Annotated in this window: 16 protein-coding genes; 3 read left to right on the plus strand and 13 right to left on the minus strand. The window is 58.0% G+C overall.

From position 1 onward, the window contains the following. Positions 1 to 204: 204 nt before the first annotated feature. The 3 genes from ytfE (at position 205) to moaA (ending at position 4,311) form a co-directional block, all read left to right on the plus strand. Positions 205 to 888, plus strand: coding sequence for an iron-sulfur cluster repair protein YtfE (gene ytfE, locus FIV08_RS15035; RefSeq protein ID WP_152438928.1), 684 nt, complete (start codon positions 205 to 207; stop codon positions 886 to 888). Further along, the gene (locus tag FIV08_RS15040) at positions 881 to 3,166 is read left to right on the plus strand and encodes a nitric-oxide reductase large subunit (protein ID WP_152438929.1); all 2,286 of its coding nucleotides are present in this window, start codon (positions 881 to 883) and stop codon (positions 3,164 to 3,166) included. The genes ytfE and FIV08_RS15040 overlap by 8 nt, the downstream gene beginning before the upstream one ends. A 152-nt stretch (positions 3,167 to 3,318) precedes the next feature. After that, positions 3,319 to 4,311: a GTP 3',8-cyclase MoaA gene (gene moaA, locus FIV08_RS15045; RefSeq protein ID WP_152438930.1), complete on the plus strand. Its 993-nt coding sequence runs from the start codon at positions 3,319 to 3,321 to the stop codon at positions 4,309 to 4,311. 223 nt (positions 4,312 to 4,534) lie between these two features. Here the strand turns inward: moaA and FIV08_RS15050 are convergent, their stop codons facing one another. The 13 genes from FIV08_RS15050 to FIV08_RS15110 all read right to left on the minus strand — a co-directional run bounded on the left by FIV08_RS15050 (position 4,535) and on the right by FIV08_RS15110 (position 21,882). After that, complete coding sequence (locus tag FIV08_RS15050; protein WP_152438931.1) at positions 4,535 to 5,149, minus strand: nitrous oxide reductase accessory protein NosL; 615 nt, start codon at positions 5,147 to 5,149, stop codon at positions 4,535 to 4,537. Positions 5,150 to 5,169: 20 nt separating this feature from the next. After that, positions 5,170 to 6,000 (minus strand): ABC transporter permease, encoded by an 831-nt coding sequence (locus FIV08_RS15055; RefSeq protein WP_152438932.1) that lies wholly within the window; start codon positions 5,998 to 6,000, stop codon positions 5,170 to 5,172. Beyond that, positions 5,997 to 6,929: an ABC transporter ATP-binding protein gene (locus FIV08_RS15060; RefSeq protein ID WP_152438933.1), complete on the minus strand. Its 933-nt coding sequence runs from the start codon at positions 6,927 to 6,929 to the stop codon at positions 5,997 to 5,999. Before FIV08_RS15060 ends, FIV08_RS15055 begins: the two co-directional genes overlap by 4 nt. Next, entirely contained in the window at positions 6,926 to 8,194 is a 1,269-nt protein-coding gene (locus FIV08_RS15065; RefSeq protein ID WP_152438934.1) for a nitrous oxide reductase family maturation protein NosD, read from the minus strand. The genes FIV08_RS15060 and FIV08_RS15065 overlap by 4 nt, the downstream gene beginning before the upstream one ends. Before the next feature lie 226 nt (positions 8,195 to 8,420). Further along, positions 8,421 to 10,316 carry a TAT-dependent nitrous-oxide reductase gene (gene nosZ / locus FIV08_RS15070; RefSeq protein ID WP_152438935.1) on the minus strand — a complete coding sequence of 632 codons (1,896 nt, stop codon included), beginning with the start codon at positions 10,314 to 10,316 and terminating at the stop codon, positions 8,421 to 8,423. A 75-nt stretch (positions 10,317 to 10,391) separates the two neighbouring features. Then, entirely contained in the window at positions 10,392 to 12,512 is a 2,121-nt protein-coding gene (gene nosR / locus FIV08_RS15075; protein ID WP_152438936.1) for a transcriptional regulator NosR, read from the minus strand. Between the two features lie 128 nt (positions 12,513 to 12,640). Continuing rightward, on the minus strand, positions 12,641 to 13,042 hold the full coding sequence (locus FIV08_RS15080; protein WP_152438937.1) for a ribonucleotide reductase subunit alpha: 402 nt from the start codon (positions 13,040 to 13,042) through the stop codon (positions 12,641 to 12,643). A gap of 55 nt (positions 13,043 to 13,097) precedes the next feature. Beyond that, on the minus strand, positions 13,098 to 13,847 hold the full coding sequence (locus tag FIV08_RS15085; RefSeq protein WP_152438938.1) for a Crp/Fnr family transcriptional regulator: 750 nt from the start codon (positions 13,845 to 13,847) through the stop codon (positions 13,098 to 13,100). A 339-nt stretch (positions 13,848 to 14,186) separates the two neighbouring features. Continuing rightward, on the minus strand, positions 14,187 to 14,993 hold the full coding sequence (locus FIV08_RS15090) for a peptidylprolyl isomerase (protein ID WP_152438939.1): 807 nt from the start codon (positions 14,991 to 14,993) through the stop codon (positions 14,187 to 14,189). Between the two features lie 124 nt (positions 14,994 to 15,117). After that, the gene (gene narI, locus FIV08_RS15095) at positions 15,118 to 15,795 is read right to left on the minus strand and encodes a respiratory nitrate reductase subunit gamma (protein ID WP_152438940.1); all 678 of its coding nucleotides are present in this window, start codon (positions 15,793 to 15,795) and stop codon (positions 15,118 to 15,120) included. A gap of 18 nt (positions 15,796 to 15,813) precedes the next feature. Then, on the minus strand, positions 15,814 to 16,554 hold the full coding sequence (gene narJ, locus FIV08_RS15100; protein WP_152438941.1) for a nitrate reductase molybdenum cofactor assembly chaperone: 741 nt from the start codon (positions 16,552 to 16,554) through the stop codon (positions 15,814 to 15,816). Positions 16,555 to 16,564: 10 nt separating this feature from the next. Further along, positions 16,565 to 18,142, minus strand: a complete 1,578-nt coding sequence (gene narH / locus FIV08_RS15105; protein ID WP_138435260.1) for a nitrate reductase subunit beta — start codon at positions 18,140 to 18,142, stop codon at positions 16,565 to 16,567. Continuing rightward, on the minus strand, positions 18,139 to 21,882 hold the full coding sequence (locus tag FIV08_RS15110) for a nitrate reductase subunit alpha (RefSeq protein ID WP_152438942.1): 3,744 nt from the start codon (positions 21,880 to 21,882) through the stop codon (positions 18,139 to 18,141). The genes narH and FIV08_RS15110 overlap by 4 nt, the downstream gene beginning before the upstream one ends. Between the last annotated feature and the right edge of the window lie 39 nt (positions 21,883 to 21,921).

Consider the following 21,921-nt stretch of genomic DNA (forward strand, 5'->3'; position numbering starts at 1 on the left):
TATTTCAACTGTTTCTTTAAGGCTATACCGAGCGGAACCGGAAATCAAATTCAAAAAAATATCCATATTAATCAATTATCAGAACAACTTTAACGACTTAAAACACAGACTCCTTGAACTTTATATTTGACATTCAACATACCTCTACATGAAAATCCTATTCCGTAACATTTATTTTCTGTACATGTTTAGGAGCGCGTAATCATGAACCTGACGAACCTTCCACTCGGCCAGCTGGCCCGTGACATTCTTGGGGCCTCCGCCGTGCTGCATCGCCACAAGCTCGACTTTTGCTGTCATGGTGACGCCTCATTGATGGCTGCAGCCACGGCAAAAGGACTCGACCCGAACGCTATTGCCAGCCAGCTGGGCGCCTTACAAGCCCGGACTGACGAGCCTGCGCCAGAAGAGCAAACCAGTAACGAAGCGCTGATTGAGCACATTCTTACTCGCTTCCACGATGTACACCGTGAACAACTCCCTGAGTTGATCCGATTAGCTCGGCGCGTAGAGCGCGTTCACGGCAAGCACCCCCGCTGCCCTTCAGGGCTGGGCGCACACCTTGAAAGCATGCAGAACGAGCTTGAATCGCACATGCAAAAAGAGGAACAGATCCTGTTTCCGATGATTGCCCGTGGAATCACTGGCATGGCCGCAGCACCGGTTTCGGTCATGCGCAATGAACATGAGGACCATGGTGCCGCCCTGGCTGAAATCCACAGCCTCACCTTCAACCTGACCTTACCAGAAGGTGCATGCAACACCTGGAGAGCGCTCTATCTGGGCCTGACCGAACTGGAAAATGACCTCATGGAACACATCCACCTGGAAAACAACGTGTTGTTCCACCGGGTTGATGGCTTGCTGGGGGGCGCACAACGTGGCTGACTATCGAAAACTCTGGTGGATTCTGATCGCCATTCTGGCAATCACTTTTACACTGCTTGGTTACTTTGGTCGGGAGGTCTACCGCGAGGCTCCCCCCATACCCGACCAGGTGGTATCTGCCACTGGCGACCTTCTGATGACAGAAGAGAGCATTCTTGATGGCCAGACTGCCTGGCAGTCCATGGGCGGAATGCAAGTTGGATCTATCTGGGGACATGGTGCCTATCAGGCGCCGGACTGGACTGCAGACTGGCTTCACCGCGAACTGGAAACCTGGCTGGAAATTGCCGCACAGGAGGAGTTCGGGCAGACCTGGCACAGCCTGAGCGGCCAGCAACAGAACGCTCTGCAGTACGACCTGAAAACCGAGTACCGTACCAACACCTATGATGATGCCACCGGTACCCTTCACCTCTCAGACCGGAGAACCCGCGCCATTGCTGAAACGGCCGACTACTACAGTCGGTTATTCAGCGATGCGCCGGAGCTACAATCCACCCGCGCAAGCTATGCGATGAAGGAGAACACACTGCCCAGCCCCGAGCGCCGGCAGCAAATGACGGAGTTCTTCTTCTGGACGGCCTGGGCTGCAGCAACCGAGCGGCCGGGAAGCAACGTCACCTACACCAACAACTGGCCACACGAACCGTTGATTGACAACAAGCCCAGTGGCGAGAACGTGGTCTGGTCAGTGATCAGTGTCATTCTCCTGATCGCCGGGGTAGGAGGCCTGATCTGGGCCTGGGCATTCTTGCGCAAACACGATGAAGATGAACCTGCGCCGCCGCTTAGGGATCCCATCAGCGTCCTTGCACTTACTCCCTCGCAAAGGGCACTGGGAAAATATCTGCTGCTGGTCGTCGGTCTCTTCACCTTCCAGGTCATGCTGGGTGGATTTACCGCGCACTACACAGTCGAGGGTCAGGGCTTCTATGGAATCAACACGTCGGAATGGTTCCCCTACTCACTGGTCCGCACCTGGCACATTCAGGCGGCGCTGTTCTGGATCGCCACCGGCTTCCTCGCAGCCGGCCTGTTCCTTGCGCCCATCATCAACGGCGGCAAGGATCCAAAATTCCAGAAGCTGGGCGTCGACGTTCTGTTCTGGGCACTGGTTGTGGTCGTTGGCGGCTCATTCATCGGTAACTTCCTCGCCATTGCCCAGATCATGCCCCCGCATCTGAGTTTCTGGCTGGGCCACCAGGGCTATGAGTTTGTCGACCTTGGGCGCCTCTGGCAGATCGGAAAATTCCTGGGCATCGTTTTCTGGCTGGTCTTGATGTTACGGGGCATTGTGCCAGCACTTCGCCAGCCCGGTGACAAGAACCTGCTGGCCCTGCTCACCGCCTCAGTGGTTGCTATTGGTCTGTTCTACGGGGCCGGTTTCTTCTACGGAGAACGTACCCATATTTCCATCATGGAATACTGGCGCTGGTGGATTGTTCACCTTTGGGTAGAAGGCTTCTTTGAAGTATTCGCCACGGCCGCCCTGGCGTTCATCTTCTGCAGCATGGGGCTGGTCTCGCGCACCATCGCAACGTCGGCCAGTCTGGCCTCCGCCAGCCTGTTCATGCTCGGTGGCGTACCAGGGACCTTCCATCACCTGTACTTCTCTGGCACCACAACACCGGTGATGGCCGTCGGTGCAACATTCAGCGCACTGGAAGTTGTGCCATTGGTTGTCCTTGGCTATGAAGCCTGGGAAAACTGGCGGCTGAAGACCCGCGCTCCGTGGATGGAAAATATCCGCTGGCCGCTGATGTTCTTCGTTGCTGTCGCGTTCTGGAATATGCTCGGCGCGGGTGTTCTGGGCTTCATGATTAACCCGCCGATCGCCCTTTATTACATTCAGGGCCTGAACACGACGCCCACCCATGCCCACGCAGCGCTGTTTGGTGTCTATGGGTTCCTGGCCCTGGGCTTCACGCTGCTGATCCTGCGTTACATCAGGCCGAGCATTGTCTTTGACGAACGACTGATGAAGATCAGCTTCTGGTGGCTGAATATCGGGCTCGTCCTCATGCTGTTCACCAGTCTGTTGCCCATCGGCATCATCCAGTTCCTGGCAAGTGCCAGTGAAGGCCTCTGGTACGCCCGAAGCGAAGCCTTCCTGCAGAGCGATGTTCTGCAAACCCTTCGCTGGATCCGGACTATTGGCGATGTTGTGTTTATCGTTGGGGCGCTTGGGGTCACCTGGCAGGTGGTAAAAGGCATTTTCTTCCCCAATCTGGAGCCAGCGCCCTACTCTGATGATGAGGCCATCTCCGAGCGGGCATAGAGTGTCTTGACCGTTTTCCCCGGGGCCTTTTCTGGCCCCGTTTTTTTGGTTCATACAGGGATTACCCCCCGAGAGGTATCGGACTGGGTTGGGATATCTGTGATACTTTGACTATCCTTTATACATATGACTCCAGACAGGGAAACCTGCCCATGCCGCAAGCCAAGCTGACCGATCGATTTGGCCGCACCGTCAATTACGTGCGCCTGTCGGTAACTGACCGCTGCGACTTCCGCTGTGTGTACTGCATGGCGGAGGACATGACCTTTCTGCCCCGCCAGCAGGTACTGACGCTGGAGGAGATCGCCAGGCTGGCTCGAAACTTTGTTGCCCTGGGTACGGAAAAAATCCGCCTGACCGGTGGCGAACCCCTGGTCCGCAAGGACATCCTCGAGCTGGTTCGGGAAGTAGGCACATACGGTTTGCGGGATTTTGCCATGACCACCAATGGCAGCCAGTTACCGACCATGGCGGAAAAACTGCGTCAGGCGGGCCTGCACCGGCTCAATATCAGCCTGGATTCACTGGATTCGGAAAAATTCCGCTCCATTACCCGCACTGGCAATCTGCAGCAGGTGTTGGACGGCATTGATGCCGCCCGGGACGCCGGTTTCCGTGGCATCAAGCTGAACACGGTAGTGATGAAAGGCCGCAATGATGAAGAGATTCCGGAGCTGATTGAGTTTGCCCGCAAGAAGCAGGTGGATATCAGTTTTATTGAGGAGATGCCGCTGGGCGAGATTTCGGAGCATGACCGGGGACTTGCCTTGTGTACCAGCGAGGAGGTGCGGGATATCATCCGTCAGCGCCATGAGCTGATTCCGGTGGCCAAGGATTCTGGCGGGCCGGCACGTTACTATCAGATGCCGGACAGCGATGTTCGGGTCGGGTTTATTTCACCGCATTCCCATAATTTCTGTTCGACCTGTAACCGGGTTCGGGTGACGGTTGAGGGGCGGCTTTTGCTGTGCCTTGGCAATGAGCATTCGGTGGATTTGCGGCGGGTTCTGCGCGGTAATCCGGTGACGGATGACAAGCTTCAGCAGGCGATCATTGATGCGATGGATCTGAAGCCGGAGCGGCATCACTTTTCCAGCAATGGTGAGGTTCAGATTCTTCGGTTTATGAATATGACTGGGGGTTGACCTCAGCCTGTTCAAAACCCAGCCTTCGAGTTTTGGTGCTGGAGCCGATGAGGGTAGTCCTTCCAAAAAACGCTCCTTCGGCACTTCCTTGTGGCGCTTGGGCTCCGCCATCCATGGCTCCGCACATTTTTGGAAGGACTACCCTCACCGGCTCTTTCTGACTCTCGTTGGTTCGCTCTAAAACGCCTTATTTGTTCACCGAAACCTGATCAACCTCAGCATCTCAGTGCCCATGGTGGTCGCTATGATTTACGGGTGTTGAGTTCCCTTCCTCTGTTTCGTTCTGATCATGCATAGGATCCATCTCACCCATTTCTTCCATGCCGTGCATGGTCATACCTGCGTTTAAATGCTCCAGGGTGATGTCGTCAAAGCTGAGGATTTCTCCGCCGTAGGTCGCTGCAAAGTCGGTCGCTTCGGATTCTGTTTCGAACGACGCCAAGGTCGGGCCCATGGCGCCGGTGCGTTCTGAGCCGACGACGTAGAAGGCTTCACGGGCGTCGATCAGGTGGGTGTCGTCCGGATGGTCCCAGTGGGTTTCGGCCATGTTGTGAACGTACAGGGTATGGTCCCGGTTGACGTTTTCCGGCTGCAGGAACCAGGCGAACATGTCTTTGGTGGAGCAGAACTTGCGGGTGTGTTGCTGGCGTTCGGTGAAGGCCTGGCCTTTGGGGCCGGGGAAGTTGGTGATGACCATACCGCAGACGTGGCATTCGTCGCCGGAGTCAAAGTGAACCGGGTCGGGTTTGGCGACGGCTTGCTGTTCGCCGTTGGAGCAACCCGCGAGGGTGATCGCCATCAGGGCCGCTGTAAGCCATTTGGTGAGCGGTGTGGGCATGGTTCTGTTCTCCGGTGGTATCAGATTTTTCGGTTTTTGAATAACAACAGGGCGCCAACCAGCGGTGTGGCACACCAAAGCGCCAGGCCCAGCCAGAGCCCTCCGGTGCCGATGGGCAGGTCTGAGCCCAGGCTGAGTACACCGCTAAGCTGGTTGCCGTCGCCAAAGGCGACGATGTTGAGCAAGCGGTAGATATCGGTGGGATTCAGCATCAGCAGCCATGGCAGCAGCTCCGGGTTGAGCTTGCCCTCGCTGGCAACCAGGATGCCCAGTAGCATCAGGTCAAAGATCAGCACGAAGAAGAACCAGATGGCCAAGGCCAGGCCTGCGGCGACCGGTTTCTCGCTGACTCGGACGCTGACCAGGTACGCCAGGGCGATGAAGCCCCACCCCAGCAGAACGGTTGAGCCGATGAACCGGCCCATGGCGGCCGCCAGGGCGCCGACGGCGACATCATCCACCAGTACGGCGATGGCGATGGCGGCAACGCCGAAGCCGATGAGGGTCGCCAGGGCCAGGGTCAGGCCGTGGCCGAGGAATTTGCCGAGCAAGAGCTGGTTTTTACTGAGTGGGTAGGTCATCAGCAGCAGGAGCGTGCCGCCCTCTTCTTCACCCACGATGGCGTCGTAGGCCAGCAGCAGCGCTATCAGAGGAATCAGGAAAATACCAAGGCTGGCCAGGCTGGCAATGGTGGCCGGCGTGGATGCGTAACCCACCTGCCCGGACGCCGCGGCGCCGAACCAGGCAATGCCCAGGGCCAGGGTGGCAAATACCAGGGAAATGGCTACCAGCCATCGATTGCGGAAGCTGTCGCTGAGTTCTTTACGGGCAATGGTCCAGATGGCGTTCATTGGCTGCCTCCCCGGTGGGCTAGTCCGCCCGATCCGATGAAGTGGACGTAGATATCTTCCAGGCTGGGCTGGTGTATTCCCAGGTCCGCCACCTCTCCGGAGTTCATCAATGCGTGTATCAACGCCATTTTTTCCTTGGGCCTCACATCCACTTGCAGTCGGCCGTTGTTGCTTTTCATCATCAACCCAGCCTTGGGGCTTGCACCGTCAATCGCTTTCTCCAGAGCGGTCATGGTGGTGGCCGGCTCCAGGCTGAGGGTGACCGGCATGTTGGCTTGCCGGCGCAGCGCGGGCAGGTCTCCGGCGGCTTTCAGGGCGCCATCGGTCAGAATCGCGGCGCGGTCGATATAGGGCTCTACCCCCGGCAGCACGTGGGAGCACAACACAATGCCCGTGCCCTCATCCCGCAGGCGCCGCAGCAACCGGTACAGATCGGCTGTTGCCACCGGGTCCAGACCAACCGTGGGCTCGTCCAGCATCAATAGCTTCGGCTTGCCGAGCAACGCCTGGGCCAGGCCAAGGCGCTGGCGCATGCCTTTGGAGTAGGTTTTGGTACGGGCATCCATGGCGTCATCCAGCCCGACTTGCTCCAGAAGTTCCGGCACCTGCTTGAGACTGGCCCCTTTGAGCCGGGCAAAGTGACTCAGGATTTCCCGCCCGGTCAGCTGCGGGTAGAACATCACGTTCTCCGGCAGGTAACCGATATGCTGGCTCACCTGGGGATCACCGGCTTCGCCACCCAACACCGAGACCTTCCCCTGTGTCGGTTTCATCAAACCCAGAATGAGTTTGATCGAAGTGGTTTTACCCGCCCCGTTGTGGCCAAACAGCCCAAGAATTTCCCCCGGCTCCAGCCGCAAGTCCACGCCGTGGAGCACCGTCGCCTTATCGTAGCGATGACTCACATTGTCCAGTCGAAAGCAGTTCATCGGATCTCCGATTGCAGGTGTTCGGGAATTCGCATCAACGGTTTGGGATCACTCACCCCGGCAGACTTCACCACCGGGAACGCGTCCTGCACCCAGCGCAGGGTATCCACCGCCGGGCTGAACATCAGCACCCGCGCCTCCGGGTACTTCCACAACAGGCGGTCCACGTTATCATTGGGCTCGTAGGGCACATCACCAATGCCATCCTGGTTACGATCCCAACCCAGATAATCACTCCAGAAATTCCCCCGCCCATCCTTCACCCAGGACTGGGTGCGGGTCGCGACATACTTCACCTGCCGCTCGTTGTTCACAAAGGCATTATCAAACACCTCGTTTTGCTCAGAACCGGCGGTCAGGTGAATCCCGATATTGCTGTGACCGAAATAATTGCCCTCAAAGGTGTTGTACAGCGAGTTGTAGATGAACACCGCCTTACCCTCGCCCCCGGAAATCATCACACCGCCGGTTTGCCCCTGAGACACCCCGGTCACCACGTTGCCCTTGAGAGTAGAATTGGTGATGAAATTCATCAGAATCCCGTAATTCTCATCGTTCTCCGACCGGTTATTCACCACCGTCAGATACTTGCTCTGCATCAACGCGTACCCCGTGCGAGTGCCACGGGTCAGATTGCCTTCCAGCAGATTGTGCATCGAATACATGTAGTGAATGCCGTAACGCAGATCCGACATCACGTTATTGCGAATCTTGTTGTTATTCGCCGTCTCGATATAAATCGCATCCCGGGTCTGGCGGATGTCGTTGCCCTCAATCAACGCCCCGGTGGTATTGAACAGATGAATCCCGTTGCCCCGATCCTGGGACCGAAGGCTGGTCTCGCCGCGTATCTCGTTATTCCGGACAACCACATCCGGCGTCGCATCCAACCACACCCCAAACGCCGGCCCCTGAAGCCGGTTATCCGCAACAACCGCCCCCCTCGCCTCCCGAGCCACAAAAATCCCCGCATCCAACTTATTCAGATCCTGCCCCCAGTTACGCACCACGCAACCGGAAAACGACACCCCCTCCGCCAGAATCTCCACAGCATGCCCTGCCCCGCCGGCATCAATCACCGAATCGTCAACACAGGACACAGAAACGCCGGGCACCCGGATAACCAATGGCGGAAGCTGCTCGGCAGGAAGCTCGAACGATGCGCCTGGCTCCAGGGCATCCAGCTGATCTTGCAGGTTGGCACTTGCGGTCAGCGAAATCAGAGCGACTGACAGGGCCACCCCATAACGCAAAAGTTGATACATCAATCGTTCTCTGAGCGATGAAAGTTTTCGAATCCCCGGCCCAAGGTCCGGCAATCCGAGAGGAGACTGCTTTCCAAAACTGTGCGGAGCCATGGATGGCGGAGCCCAAGCGTCACATGGATGTGCCGAAGGAGCGTGTTTTGGAAAGCAGTCTCCTCTTGGATTGCTCCTCCCAATCCAATGGGAGGAGCCGGGACTCCGAGAAAGAGCCCCGGAAAAGAGAAGGTCAGGCCTTCTCGACCAACATGCGACCACCCATCTCCATATGCAGCGCATGGCAGAACCAGTTGCAGTAGTACCAGTAAACCCCAGGCTTACCAGCCGTAAAGGTCACCGATGCCGTCTGCTGAGGACTGATCTCCATACTCACACCATGGTTCACCATACAGAACCCGTGAGTCACATCCTCGATGGAGTCCAGATTGGTCACAACCACCGTCACCTCATCACCCTCCTTGACCTTGAACTCCAGCATCCCGAACTGAGGTGCCACAGAGGTCATGTACACACGAACCTTCTTGCCATCCCGGATAACCTTGTTATCCGCTTCCAGCGTCACGCCGTCTTTCTCAGCCTGCGCACGGGTAGAGGCAAAATAAGGATCGTTCCGGTCCCAGATCTTCTTCGGACGGATCTGGTCACGGCGCACCAAAATACAGTCATGCGGTTCAGCGAAAGCCGGACCGTCGTGCACCAGCTTCATCTCCTCACCGGAAATATCGATCAGCTGATCGTTCTCCGGGTGCAGAGGGCCTACCGGCAGGAAACGGTCCTTGGAGAACTTGGACAGCACCACCAGCCACTTGCCATCGGCATCGCGTGATTCGGTCAGCGACGCGTGGTTGTGGCCCGGCTGATAGTGAACGTCCAGCTTCTGGCGGATGTAGTTCACGTCTTCGCCATTGTAGTGCTTAATCGCATCCGCAATGTTCCACTTGGCCACCTGGCTGTCGATAAACAGCGTGGTGTAGGCATTGCCGCGGCCATCGAACGTGGTATGCAGAGGCCCAAGACCCAGCTCCGGCTCGCCCACAATCGGATCACGATCACCGATCTTGTCGTCGAACAGGTCATCCAGCCTATCGATGGCAATAATAGACACCGTCGGAGACAGTTTGCCGTTGGCGATGAAGTACTTGCCATCCGGCGAGGTGTTCAGGCCGTGCGGGTTCTTCGGCACCGGAATGTAACGGGTAACGTCGGAACCCTTGCGCCCCTCTACCACCGGTACGTCGGAATCACCGATGGTTTTGAAGTTACCGGCCTTTACCGCAGCTTCAATGCGTTCAACATTGAACACCACCACCCAGTCGCGATCGTTACGCATGGTACCGGCCAGGTCTACCGCCTTCTCGGAGTTGTAGCAGGTAGAGGCTGCGTACTTGCCGGTGAAGTCCGCATCGGTGTTATCCAGGTTGCCGTCGACAATCACCTGCCAGGCTACTTCCATGGTGTCTGCGTCTACGGCCGTAAACATGGTGTAGCTATTCTCCAGGCTATAATCGCTGCCATCATTCGGCTGCGGAATTACGAACTCCGCGTTACAGAAGACGTACTTGGTGCGCGGTACTTTCTGCAGACGCAGGCCGTGAATCGCCTGGACGTTCGGGATATGCGTGACCTTGTCGGTCTTGAAGATATCCAGGCGGATACGGGCAATCCGGCTGTTGGCCTTGTCATTGATGAACAGGTACTTGCCATCGTAGTGGCCATCGTCCATGGAGACGTGCGGGTGGTGACAGTCGCCATTCAGATACAGCTTGTCTTTGCCCAGGATCTCCTTACTTTCGTCGGTGATACCCCAGCCGGTGGCAGAGTCCACGTTGAACACCGGAATCCGCATCAGCTCGCGCATGGACGGAACACCCAGAACACGCACTTCACCCTGATGCCCACCGCTCCAGAAGCCGTAGTACTCATCCAGCTCACCTGGCCCAATATGAGCCTTGTTGCGGGCGTCTCGGGCCGCGGCGGCGAACGATTCGCGGGTCATCATGGTGGTACCCAGGCCGGTTGCACCAGCCACGCCGGCAAGAGCTGCAGCGCCCATAAAGCGACGGCGGCTCAGACCACTTTCCGGCACCTCCGGCGTACCTTTGTTCAGATCATCTTGCTTACTCATAGCTTCAACTCCGTTATTGGTTATGGCGGTTTTAGCTTCTCATGGCTTTTTATGTGTACTGCTTACAGGTACTGCTCAATTCACCTGAACCACGGGAATCTCTTCCGGGTGGCCCGGTGCGTTGTGACCACGGCGTTTGCCCCGTCGCTTGACGATCAGCGGCGGACACTTGTGGTCATCGAAATAGGTCATCTGGCAATCCAGGCAGTAGTGGCATTCCATGTAATTGATGTGCCCATCCGGATGGATAGCCTGCACCTCACATTCGTGGTCGCAGAGGCGGCAGGGGTTGCCGCACTCTTTGCGGCGCTTGAGCCAGTCGAACACCCGCAACTTGGACGGCAGCGCCAGGGCGGCTCCAAGCGGGCACAGATAGCGGCAGAAGACTTTACGGGTGAACAAATTGACCACCAGCAGCAACACTGCGTAGGTCACAAACGGCCAGGTACGATCGAATTTAAGGGTAATAGCGGTTTTGAAGGGCTCCACTTCCGCCATTCGCTCGGCGGTGGCCAGAGAATCCAGCGAGACGCCAAACAGCACCAGCAAGATGATGTACTTGATCGCCCATAGGCGCTCATGCACGGCAAACGGCACGGTGTACTGCGGGACTTTCAGTTTGCGGGCAATTTCGTTGGTCAGTTCCTGCAGGGCGCCGAACGGACACAGCCAGCCGCAATACACCGCCCTTCCCCAAAGCACCACAATGCCGGCCACCACAGACCAGAGAATGAACAGCATGGGATCAATCAGGAAGGTTTCCCACCGGAAGCCGCTGATCAGGCTGTTTACAAAGGTCAGCACGTTGACGATCGACAACTGCCCCAGGGCATACCAGCCGATAAAGAACAGGGTGTAGGTCAGAAACGCGTGGCGAATCCAGCGCATCATGCGCGGCTTTTGCACCAACCAGTCCTGGAAGAACAGGATGAACATCAGCACGCCAATTCCCAGACCAATGACGATGATCTGAAACTGCTTCTGGTACCAGACCTGAACCCACATGGGCTGCTCTTCCAGCCACTCTTCCTGGGTCAACTCCGGTTCCGCACGGGTGTAATATTTGTCAGGCAGTTGGTATTCTAGGGGGAACACAGCAAATTCGCTGTCCAGAGGGCCGGTCTGGCGTTTTACTGTCAGCTCCAGGGACCAGGGCTCACCGGGGTCAAAGCTGTACTGCTGGCGAATGATGAAAATGGCCATTTCCGGCAGGCGCGGCATATCGCCCAGATACACATCGCTCAGGCGATAGTAGTCCAGATCCCGGAAGTTGAAGGTGTCTCCGAACTGGCGAATCTGCAAGCGATCAAAGATACCGCCACGCACATAGCCTGAACCACGGAAGGAGTAGGACCCGGTGGCCAGCACCGCAATGGCATGCTCGCCTTCCTTCAACTCGGACATCAACCACTCATATTGGCGATCACCCAGCAGGTTACGACCAATGGATGGCGCATCCAGGTAGGCGGCGTACAAGTCGATCAGCGCGTCATCCCGCTGATCCGGCGCGGCCGCCTCAACGCCCTCGGCAGGGCTACCAACAAAGGCGTCATCCACCTGGCCCCGGCTCAGCAACATCCGGCGAATTGAGCCGTCACCGGTTAATTCTGTCCAGGAACGTTGCCGGAAGCGGTCTTTGATCACTTCAGCCTTGGGTGGCCGTTTACCAACGCCAACGCCTTCGACCAGGCCAAGCTCCCCGCCAACTCGATGCGCCGTGCGCATAATGACTTCGTTGATGACCATGACCGTGACGGTGGCACCGGATAAACCATCTACTGCCACCCTACGTTCGGACGATTTCCCCCCAACGGTTACTCGCTGGTCAGCTTTCAGGCCGGCGTATTGGTCAGTGAACTCATGCATCTTGGCTTCGGGAATACCGATCAAGAGAATCGGTTCATCGTGATGGATCACCCGTGCGCCTTTGATCTCGCCTTCGGTATCCAGCACCACCATGGCGTTCAAGGGTTTACCGGAGTATGCCGGGGTTTGCACAAAATCGAGGGTCTGGTAGGCGTAGCCCACCAGTTCATCGCCGGCGTAGAGTTCCTGGATGGCCCGGTTGTCTTCCCGGGGCTCATAGCGAGTGACCGACGGAATGGCAACCTGGATCACCTGCCGGCCGGCAACGGGCTCGTATTCACTGAGCGACGTGGCGCTGGCAACCGATGCAAGAAGCATCAATGCCAGCATTACGAGAACAGATTCCCTGAACACTAAAACCCCCAATCCAATCGGAATACAACTAGGGTGGACAATGATTGATAAAAATCACATACCTCTTTTTGGATACGCCAGCGGCGTAACCGGACCGGACCGGTTCAGCCCAGGCTCACGGCCTGGCCGGATTGATCGAGAGGCAGGTAATTGCCAACGTTACCCATACGGATGCTCTCGACCATCATGGTCATGGGTTGCTGGGCTTCATCACTGGAGGGTTCTATGCCGCCACGGCCAGACATGGCCGCCACGAACACCATGTCCCAGTCCTGGCCGGTGGTTCTGGACTCTTCCGCCAGCACGCTGAACTCGGAGGCTTCAGATGGCGTTTTGTCAACGCAGATCACCGGAGTCAACGCCCCACCCTCACCACGTTCGAAGGCGGCCCGCTCGGCAGCAGATGCATCGTCCGGCAGTTCGACTTTGCAGAACACAAACAGGAATCGCTGAGGCTCATGTTCGTTCTGGCTGGCCTTCACAAGGTCCTGGTAACTGCTGATCATAAAAATGCCCCTGACTTGGCGAAAATTGGGAAAAAGGGCCCGGAGGGGCCGAAAACTACTGACTGATTTCAATCAGTCGCTGAGGGTCGGAAATAAACAGTTTGCTGCGGTTTACCCGGACCAGTCCGTTGGATTTGAGATCGGCCAGAATGCGTGAGAAGGTTTCCGGCTGCATGGCCAATCGCGAGGCCACCAGGCACTTGGGCAGGGGCAGTTCGACTTCGCCTCCTTCCAGGGTGCCATTAGGCAGCAGGTCGATCAGGTAACGGATCAGGCGGTCACGGGCGTTCTGGACGGTCATGATTTCCAGGTCGTGGAACCGTGTTACGGCACGCATGGCGTAATGGCGAAGCGCGGCCTGGGCGTATTCCGGGTGCCGGTCGAGCAGTTCCTGGTAGGCTTTAACCGGGATCATCAGTACTTCGCTGGATTTGAGTGCTTCGGCGTAGCAGGCGTACCTTGGCGGATCGGCGTAGATCATGACTTCAGCGAAGCAGTCGCCGGGGGCGATGCTGTCGAGGGTTCTGTCGATGCCGGAGGAGTCCAGGCGATAGAGTCTGAGGCGGCCGCTGATCACAAAGAAGAAGTGGTGCGCTGGCATGTCCTGGCGGTAAAGCAGCTGGTGGTGGCCCAGGCGCAGGCGCCGGGACTGCTGGATGAGGTAGTCCAGATCGTGGGCTTTGAGGCTGCGGAACAGGGCGTGGCTGCGTAGTGCTTCCAGGCCGTCTTCTTCATCAAGCGGTTTGTTGATGGCGACGAGTACGGGTTTGCTGTATCGGCTTTCGGCGCTTTGGGTGACGGCCATTGGGGTATCCTCTCTGCATATTCATGCATTCAATATCTTGTTTTAAATAGTAGAGGGATAGTGGTGAAAAATCGCTCCCCCGATGGGGGTATAAGGTGGGTTCTTGTTGAGTAGTTGACGTAACTCAATTATTCGCCCTGCTAACTAGTTTGGGGTTTGGAGCGCCGTCATTGGGCGGGATCAGCTTTCCAAAACACGCTGTGAATACTTCCCTGTACGCTCTGCTCCGCCATCCATGGCTCCGCAAGGTTTTGGAAAGCTGATCCCGCCCAATGCCTCCAGACTCAGGTGAAATCGCCAGGCTTTCTCCCCCGGGACGAATCCGTTTCACCAGAGTTCTTATTGCATCAACGGCGAATCCGGCAGCTCCAGGTCGACGCCTTCTATGCCGGTTTCAACGGCCAGGACTTGCAGGTACTGGCGGAAGGCGCGGCGGGTGACACTTTCGCTCAGGTATTGGCGAATCTGGGGTTTGACGTGTTCGTACGGGAGCTGTTCGCCGTCGATTCGTTGGTCTACCCGGACGATGTGCCAGCCGTAGCGGGTTTCGATGAGTTCGGGATTCAAACCTTCGGTGAGGCTGAGGACCGGGCGTTCGAATTCTTCGACGGTCTGGCCTTTGCTAATCTGGCCTAGGCTGCCGCTCTGGTGGCGGGATTCGCAGGCGGAGTATTGTTTGGCCAGTTCGTTGAACTGTGAGCGGCCGTCCAGGAGGGCGGTCAGGAGTTGTCGGCCGGCTTCTTCCTGGCGCATGCGTTCTTCGATGTCGTCCGGGGCGGCAGCCAGGAGGATGTGGCTGACGGCCATGATGGTGGGGCTGCAGAATCGGCCGGGGTTGGCGTTGTAGAAGCGTTCGCAGTCCTGTTCATCGGGGTCCGGGACGTTGAGTTCGAGTTCCAGTACCCGGGCTATGCGGTCTTCTTCGTCTTCGATGTTGTCCAGGTTCAGGCGGCTGGCCTGTTGCAGGAGTAACTCGCGGATGACGAGGCTTTTGGCGGCTTCGTGCCAGGCTTCGGCCAGTTCTTCGGCGGGGTGGTGCTGCATTTCCCGGGCGATGTCGTCTTCGTGGATCAGCGTGTCACCCACATACACCGGAGGGAACTGGTTTCTGGGTTTGCCGGCTTCGCCGACGGGGATTATTTGCATGTTGCTTCTCCAAAAAGATTCTTTGCCACGGACGGCACGGACATTCACGGACAAAGACGAACAGGAACTTGTATAAAATCATTCCTGTCCGTGTGAGTCCGAGCCGTCCGTGGCTGCTTCAGATTCAGGCGCGCTTGCGAACCACCTGGTACTTCCGCCCGAAGTACTCCACCGGCACGCTGAGCATGTGCACCAGTCGGGTGAACGGGAAGAGCACGAAGAGGGTCAAGCCCAGGAAAATGTGCATCTTGAAGATCCAGTGAGCGTCAGCGACGTAAGCCGCCACACCGCCCTGGAAGGTCAGCACCCCCTGAGCCCAGGCGGAGAACTTGAGCATCTGGGAGCCATCCAGGTGACCCATGGTGGGGATAATGGTCAGCAAGCCCAAAGTAACCTGTACCACAAGGATGCAGATAACCAGGTTGTCGGCCATAGTGCTGCTGGCACGTACTCTGGGATCAGTCAGTCGGCGCCAGGCGAGCATGGCGCCGCCAATCAGACACATGACGCCGGCGATACCGCCAACCACGACTGCCACGATTTGTTTCTGGCCCGGGGTCAGCAGCCATTCGTAGGCCCATTTCGGAGCCAGCAGGCCAACCAGGTGGCCGAAGAAGATCACCAGGATACCCACATGGAACAGCACGCTGGCCAATACCATGTTCTTCTTTCGTAGCATCTGACTGGAGTGGGCTTTCCAGGTGAACTGACCGTGGTCATAACGCGCCCAGGTGCCGATGAACAGGACGGCCAGGGCGATGTATGGGTATACCCCGAAAAACAGTGTGTTTAGATAGGACATTATCATTTCCTCCTGCGCTTACGCGCGTCCTGTCTGACGGGGTGTGGCGTCCGTCATCAGCTGATCGCTCAGGTGAATGGTCTGGGTCTGTTCCAGCTCGCGGCGGCGTTGTCCAACCACGCCACCGGTGCCGCAGGAGCTGCCCTGGTCATCCACAAATTTCACCATTTCTTCTTCCCAGACCTTGTCGAGGGCTTCCGGGGTATCGTCGCGCTCTTCCGAGGCAACGATACGGGCCAGTTCCTGACGATCCGCCTTGCGACCGGACAGCACCAGCAGTGCGTCCATGATCACGTGGTACACGCTCTCGCGCTGGTACAGGCGCTCGCCCAGCAGGCCGAGAATGTGATGGATATCTTCAAGCCAGTTCTGGATTTCGTCCCAGGGCCGGGTCGACAGGTATTCCAGAAACAGCGGCAAGTAGTCCGGCAGTTCCTTGGCGTCAATTTCCAGGCCGTTGGCGCGGTATTGCTCCATCAGGTCGACCATGGCCTGGCCGCGGTCACGGGATTCTCCATGAACGTGTTCGAACAGCAGCAGGGAGGTAGCCCGGCCCCGGTCGAAGGTGCCTACGTAGGATTCCTGAAGGTCCAACAGGTCTCCATCGCACAGTCGGTCGATGCAGGTCAGCAGCTGTTCCTTGTTCTGCCGGGGCAGCCGGCTGTCCTCCAGGACAGCGGCGACCAGGGCGTCTTTGGATTGCTGCAGTTCGTCGGTGGGGTACTCGAGTACCCGCGCCAGTACTTTCAGAAGTTGCATAACTTGCTCCTCAATCCTGCAGCTGTTTCGGGTCGACCTGCTTTACGGTCGCCAGCTTGCTGACCATGCTGGTGGTCTGCTTCTTGCCACCGAACAGGCTGAACTCGCTGTCGCCACCGTTGCAGCCGTCGCCGAAGCTGAAGCCACAACCACCACGCTCGCCGTAGGCGTCCGCATCCGGGAAAGCTTCCTTGGCCAGCTCGCGATGGCTGGTCGGAATCACGAAGCGGTCCTCGTAGTTGGCGATGGCCAGGTAGCGGTACATCTCATCCGCCTGGGCTTTGGTCAGGCCAGCTTCCTCAAGGGCGCGCAGGTCTTCTTTGCCTTCCACGGTCTCTGCACGCTTGTACAGACGCATGGCCATGATCCGCTTGAGCGCGCGAACAATGGGCTTCTCGTCACCGGCGGTCAGCAGGTTGGCCAGGTACTTGACCGGAATCCGCAGGCTTTCGATCTTCGGCAGCACGCCGTCGAACTCGACCTTACCGGCTTCCGCCGCAGACTGGATCGGGCTGAGCGGCGGCACGTACCAAACCATGGGCAGGGTGCGGTATTCCGGGTGCAGCGGCAGGGCCAGTTTCCAGTCCACCGCCATTTTGTAAACCGGGCTCTGCTGGGCGGCTTCGATCACGTTCATCGGGATGCCGTCTTTCTTCGCCTGCTCGATCACTTTCGGATCGAACGGGTCCAGGAAGATTTCCAGCTGCTTTTCGTAAAGCTCGTGCTCGCCCGGGGCGCTGGCCACTTCTTCAATGCGGTCTGCGTCGTACAGCAGCACACCGAGGTAGCGGATACGGCCGACACAGGTCTCGGAGCAAACGGTCGGCAGACCGGCTTCGATACGCGGGTAGCAGAAGATGCACTTCTCGGATTTGCCGGTTTTCCAGTTGAAGTAGATCTTCTTGTACGGGCAGCCGGAGACACACATCCGCCAGCCGCGGCACTTGTCCTGGTCGATCAGCACAATGCCGTCTTCTTCGCGCTTGTAGATGGCACCGCTGGGGCAACTGGCTACACACGCCGGGTTCAGGCAGTGCTCGCACAGACGCGGCAGGTACATCATGAAAGTGTTTTCGAACTGGCCGTAGATGTCTGCCTGCACCTGATCAAAGTTCTTGTCTTTGCGGCGCTTGGCAAACTCGGTGCCCAGGATTTCTTCCCAGTTCGGGCCCCATTCGATTTTCTTCATGCGCTCGCCAGAGATCAGCGACCGGGGCCGGGCGACCGGCTGGTGCTTCACATCACCGGCGGTGTGCAGGTGCTGGTAGTCGTAGTCAAACGGTTCGTAGTAGTCATCGATTTCCGGCAGGTCCGGGTTGGCGAAGATATTCGCCAGTACCCGGAACTTGCCGCCGATGCGGGGGCGGATTTTGCCGGAGCTGTCGCGCATCCAGCCGCCCTTCCACTTGTCCTGGTTCTCCCATTCTTTCGGGTAGCCGATGCCAGGCTTGGTTTCGACGTTGTTGAACCAGGCGTATTCCATGCCTTCACGGCTTGTCCATACGTTTTTGCAGGTGACGGAACAGGTGTGGCAACCAATGCACTTGTCCAGGTTCAGCACCATGCCGACTTGGGAACGGATTTTCATTTTACTGCCTCCTGAGCATAGTCATTGCCTTCACCGTCGAGCCAGTCCACGTTCTTCATCTTGCGGACCACCACGAACTCGTCCCGGTTGGAACCTACGGTGCCGTAGTAGTTGAAGCCGTAGGAATACTGGGCATAGCCACCGATCATGTGGGTCGGTTTCGGGCACACACGGGTGACCGAGTTATGGATGCCGCCCCGGGTACCGGTAATTTCAGAGCCCGGTACGTTCACGTTGCGTTCCTGGGCGTGGTACATCATCACCATGCCAGGCATCACCCGCTGGCTGACCACCGCCCGGGCCGCAATGGCACCGTTACTGTTGAACAGCTCGATCCAGTCGTTGTCTTCAACCCCGATGTCTTTGGCATCGTCTTCACTCATCCACACGATGGGGCCACCGCGGGAGAGGGTCAGCATCAACAGGTTGTCGCTGTAGGTACTGTGAATACCCCACTTCTGGTGCGGCGTGATCCAGTTCAACGCTTTCTCCGGGTTACCGTTGCTGCGCTGATCCTGCATGCTCTCAATCGCCTTGGTGTTGATGGGCGGGCGATACACCAGCAGGCTTTCACCGAAGGCGCGCATCCACTCGTGGTCCTGGTAGAACTGCTGGCGGCCGGTCAGGGTGCGCCAGGGAATCAGCTCGTGCACGTTGGTGTAGCCAGCGTTGTAGGACACATGCTCGTCTTCCAGACCAGACCAGGTCGGGCTGGAGATGATCTTGCGCGGTTGCGCCACGATGTCCCGGAAGCGGATTTTCTCCTCTTCCTTGTTCTTCGCCAGATGGGTGTGGTCCAGGCCGGTCATTTCAGACAGTGCGGCCCACGCCTTCACGGCAACCTGGCCGTTGGTTTCCGGCGCCAGGGTCAGAATCACTTCCGCGGCATCAATGGCGCTTTCGATCTTCGGACGACCCGCGTTGGCACCTTCCAGATGGGTGTAGTTCAACTCCTTCAGGAAGTTGACCTCCTTCTCGGTGTTCCAGTTGATGCCTTTGCCACCGTTACCCAACTTGTCCATCAGCGGGCCAAGCGAGGTGAAGCGTGCGTAGGTGTTCGGGTAATCCCGCTCAACGGTGATGAAGTTGGGCGCAGTCTTGCCCGGGATCAGGTCGCATTCACCTTTTCTCCAGTCCTTCACATCGAACGGCTGGCCCAGTTCCGCCGGCGCATCGTGCAGCAGCGGCAGGGTCACCACATCTTTCTCGACACCCAGGTGGCCCTCGGCCGCCTTGGAGAAGGATTTGGCAATGCCCTTGTAGATTTCCCAGTCACTGCGCGCTTCCCAGGCCGGATCAGTGGCGGCGGTCAGCGGATGGATGAACGGGTGCATGTCTGAGGTGTTCAGGTCATTCTTCTCGTACCAGGTAGCGGTCGGCAGAACGATGTCTGAATACAGGCAGGTGGTGGACATGCGGAAGTCCAGGGTCACCAGCAGGTCGAGCTTGCCCTGCGGGGCTTCGTCGCGCCACTTAACCTCTTGCGGCTTGGCACCGCCTTCCACGCCCAGGTCTTTGCCTTGCAGGCCGTTTTTGGTGCCCAGTAGGTACTTGAGCATGTACTCATGGCCCTTGCCGGACGAACCCAGCAGGTTGGAGCGCCAGATGAACAGGTTGCGCGGGCAGTTCTCCGGCGCTTCCGGATCTTCACTGGCGAAGGCCAGGGAGCCGTCCTTCATGGACTTGGCCACATAGTCGGAGACTTCCATGCCGGCCTTCTCGGCTTCCGCCGCGATACCCAGCGGGTTGCGGTTCAGCTGAGGTGCGGACGGCAGCCAGCCCATGCGCTCGGCGCGCACGTTGTAGTCGATCAGGCTGCCACTGAATTTGGACTTGTCCGCCAGCGGCGACAGGATTTCGTCCACACCCAGTTTCTCGTAACGCCACTGGCCGGAATGGGCGTAGAAGAAGGAGGTAGAGTTCATGTGGCGTGGCGGGCGCTGCCAGTCCAGGCCAAACGCCAACGGCTGCCAGCCAGTCTGCGGGCGCAGTTTTTCCTGGCCAACGTAGTGGGCCCAGCCACCGCCGCTCTGGCCGATACAGCCACACATGATCAGCATGTTGATCAGGCCACGGTAGTTCATGTCCATGTGGTACCAGTGGTTCATACCGGCACCCACGATGACCATGGAACGGCCCTTGGTCTTGTCGGCATTATCCGCAAACTCACGGGCAATGCGGATCACTTTCTCGGCGGGTACGCCGGTGATCTTTTCCTGCCAGGCCGGGGTGTAGGGCTTCACTTCGTCATAGGAAGTGGCGCCGTCGTCCTCGCCCAGGCCACGGCTGATGCCATAGTTGGCCACCATCAGGTCGTAAACGGTGACCACACGGCCTTCGGTGCCGTCAGCCAGCTGGACCTTACGGGTGCCCAGCTTGTGCTTGAGGATGTCCTTGATTTCCACGTGCTTGAAGTGATCGTGCTCGATACCACCGAAGTATGGGAAGGCCACGTCGACCACGTCGTCGTGCTTTTCAACCATGGAAAGCTGAAGGTTTACATCGGTGCCCTTGGCGGTCTGCTTCAGATTCCACTTGCCCTTCTCGCCCCAGCGGTAACCGATGGAGCCATTCGGTGCAGTCAGCTCGCCGGTGCTCTCGTCAATGGCGATGGTTTTCCATTCCGGGTTGTTTTCTTCACCCAGTCCGTCCACCAGATCGCTGGCCCGCAGGAAACGGCCCGGCACATAGCTGCCGTCGTCTTTTTCATCCAGCATGACCAGGTACGGCATGTCGGTGTAACGGCGCACGTAGTCGGTGAAGTATTCACTGGGTTTGTCGACGTGGAATTCTTTCAGGATCACGTGGCCCATGGCCATGCCCAGGGCGGCGTCGGTGCCCTGCTTGGGGTTCAGCCACTCGTCCGACAGCTTGGAGACCTCGGCGTAGTCCGGGGTGATGGCAACGGTCTTGGTACCCTTGTAGCGCACTTCGGTAAAGAAGTGGGCGTCCGGGGTACGTGTCTGGGGCACGTTGGAACCCCAGGCAATGATGTAGCCGGAGTTGTACCAGTCAGCGGATTCCGGCACGTCGGTCTGCTCACCCCAGGTTTGCGGGGAAGCCGGCGGCAGGTCGCAGTACCAGTCGTAGAAGCTCATGCACACGCCACCGATCATCGACAGGTAGCGGCTGCCGGCGGCGTAGGACACCATGGACATGGCAGGAATCGGCGAGAAGCCAATGATGCGGTCCGGGCCGAACTTCTTGGCGGTGTAGACGTTGGAGGCAGCAATCAGCTCGTTGACTTCGTCCCAATTGGAACGAATGAAACCACCCATACCACGGCGGGGCTTGTACTCGGCGGTTTTCTTGGGGTCTTCAACAATGGACGCCCAGGCTTGCACCGGGTCGTTGAACTGAATTCGGGCCGCACGCCAGAGCTTCATCAGGCTCTTGCGCATCAGTGGGTACTTCAGGCGGTTAGCGCTGTACATGTACCAGGAATAGCTGGCACCCCGGGGGCAGCCGCGGGGCTCGTGGTTTGGCAGGTCCGGGCGGGTACGGGGGTAGTCGGTCTGCTGGGTTTCCCAGGTGACCAGGCCGTTCTTGACGTAAATCTTCCAGCTGCAGGAGCCGGTGCAGTTTACGCCGTGGGTGGAACGCACAACCTTGTCGTGCTGCCAGCGCTGGCGGTAGCTGTCTTCCCACTCGCGGCTGACTTCATGGGTTTCGCCGTGGCCGCCCGCGAACGGCTCGCGCTTCTTCCTGAAGTAACTCAGTTTGTCGATCAAATGACTCATGGTCTCTCTCTCCGTCTGCCGGATCGTTGCTCCGATTTG

Origin of the sequence: Marinobacter sp. THAF197a, from assembly GCF_009363275.1 — a bacterium.
Taxonomy (GTDB): Bacteria; Pseudomonadota; Gammaproteobacteria; order Pseudomonadales; family Oleiphilaceae; genus Marinobacter.

Coding starts and splice junctions, on each gene's coding strand:
- FIV08_RS15055 (WP_152438932.1), bottom strand. CDS start 6,000: ATGAACGCCATCTGGACCATTGCCCGTAAAGAACTCAGCGACAGCTTC.
- nosR (WP_152438936.1), bottom strand. CDS start 12,512: ATGCTGGCATTGATGCTTCTTGCATCGGTTGCCAGCGCCACGTCGCTC.
- FIV08_RS15060 (WP_152438933.1), bottom strand. CDS start 6,929: ATGAACTGCTTTCGACTGGACAATGTGAGTCATCGCTACGATAAGGCG.
- FIV08_RS15080 (WP_152438937.1), bottom strand. CDS start 13,042: ATGATCAGCAGTTACCAGGACCTTGTGAAGGCCAGCCAGAACGAACAT.
- FIV08_RS15065 (WP_152438934.1), bottom strand. CDS start 8,194: ATGTATCAACTTTTGCGTTATGGGGTGGCCCTGTCAGTCGCTCTGATT.
- ytfE (WP_152438928.1), top strand. CDS start 205: ATGAACCTGACGAACCTTCCACTCGGCCAGCTGGCCCGTGACATTCTT.
- narJ (WP_152438941.1), bottom strand. CDS start 16,554: ATGCAACTTCTGAAAGTACTGGCGCGGGTACTCGAGTACCCCACCGAC.
- nosZ (WP_152438935.1), bottom strand. CDS start 10,316: ATGAGTAAGCAAGATGATCTGAACAAAGGTACGCCGGAGGTGCCGGAA.
- FIV08_RS15110 (WP_152438942.1), bottom strand. CDS start 21,882: ATGAGTCATTTGATCGACAAACTGAGTTACTTCAGGAAGAAGCGCGAG.
- FIV08_RS15050 (WP_152438931.1), bottom strand. CDS start 5,149: ATGCCCACACCGCTCACCAAATGGCTTACAGCGGCCCTGATGGCGATC.
- narI (WP_152438940.1), bottom strand. CDS start 15,795: ATGTCCTATCTAAACACACTGTTTTTCGGGGTATACCCATACATCGCC.
- FIV08_RS15090 (WP_152438939.1), bottom strand. CDS start 14,993: ATGCAAATAATCCCCGTCGGCGAAGCCGGCAAACCCAGAAACCAGTTC.
- moaA (WP_152438930.1), top strand. CDS start 3,319: ATGCCGCAAGCCAAGCTGACCGATCGATTTGGCCGCACCGTCAATTAC.
- narH (WP_138435260.1), bottom strand. CDS start 18,142: ATGAAAATCCGTTCCCAAGTCGGCATGGTGCTGAACCTGGACAAGTGC.
- FIV08_RS15085 (WP_152438938.1), bottom strand. CDS start 13,847: ATGGCCGTCACCCAAAGCGCCGAAAGCCGATACAGCAAACCCGTACTC.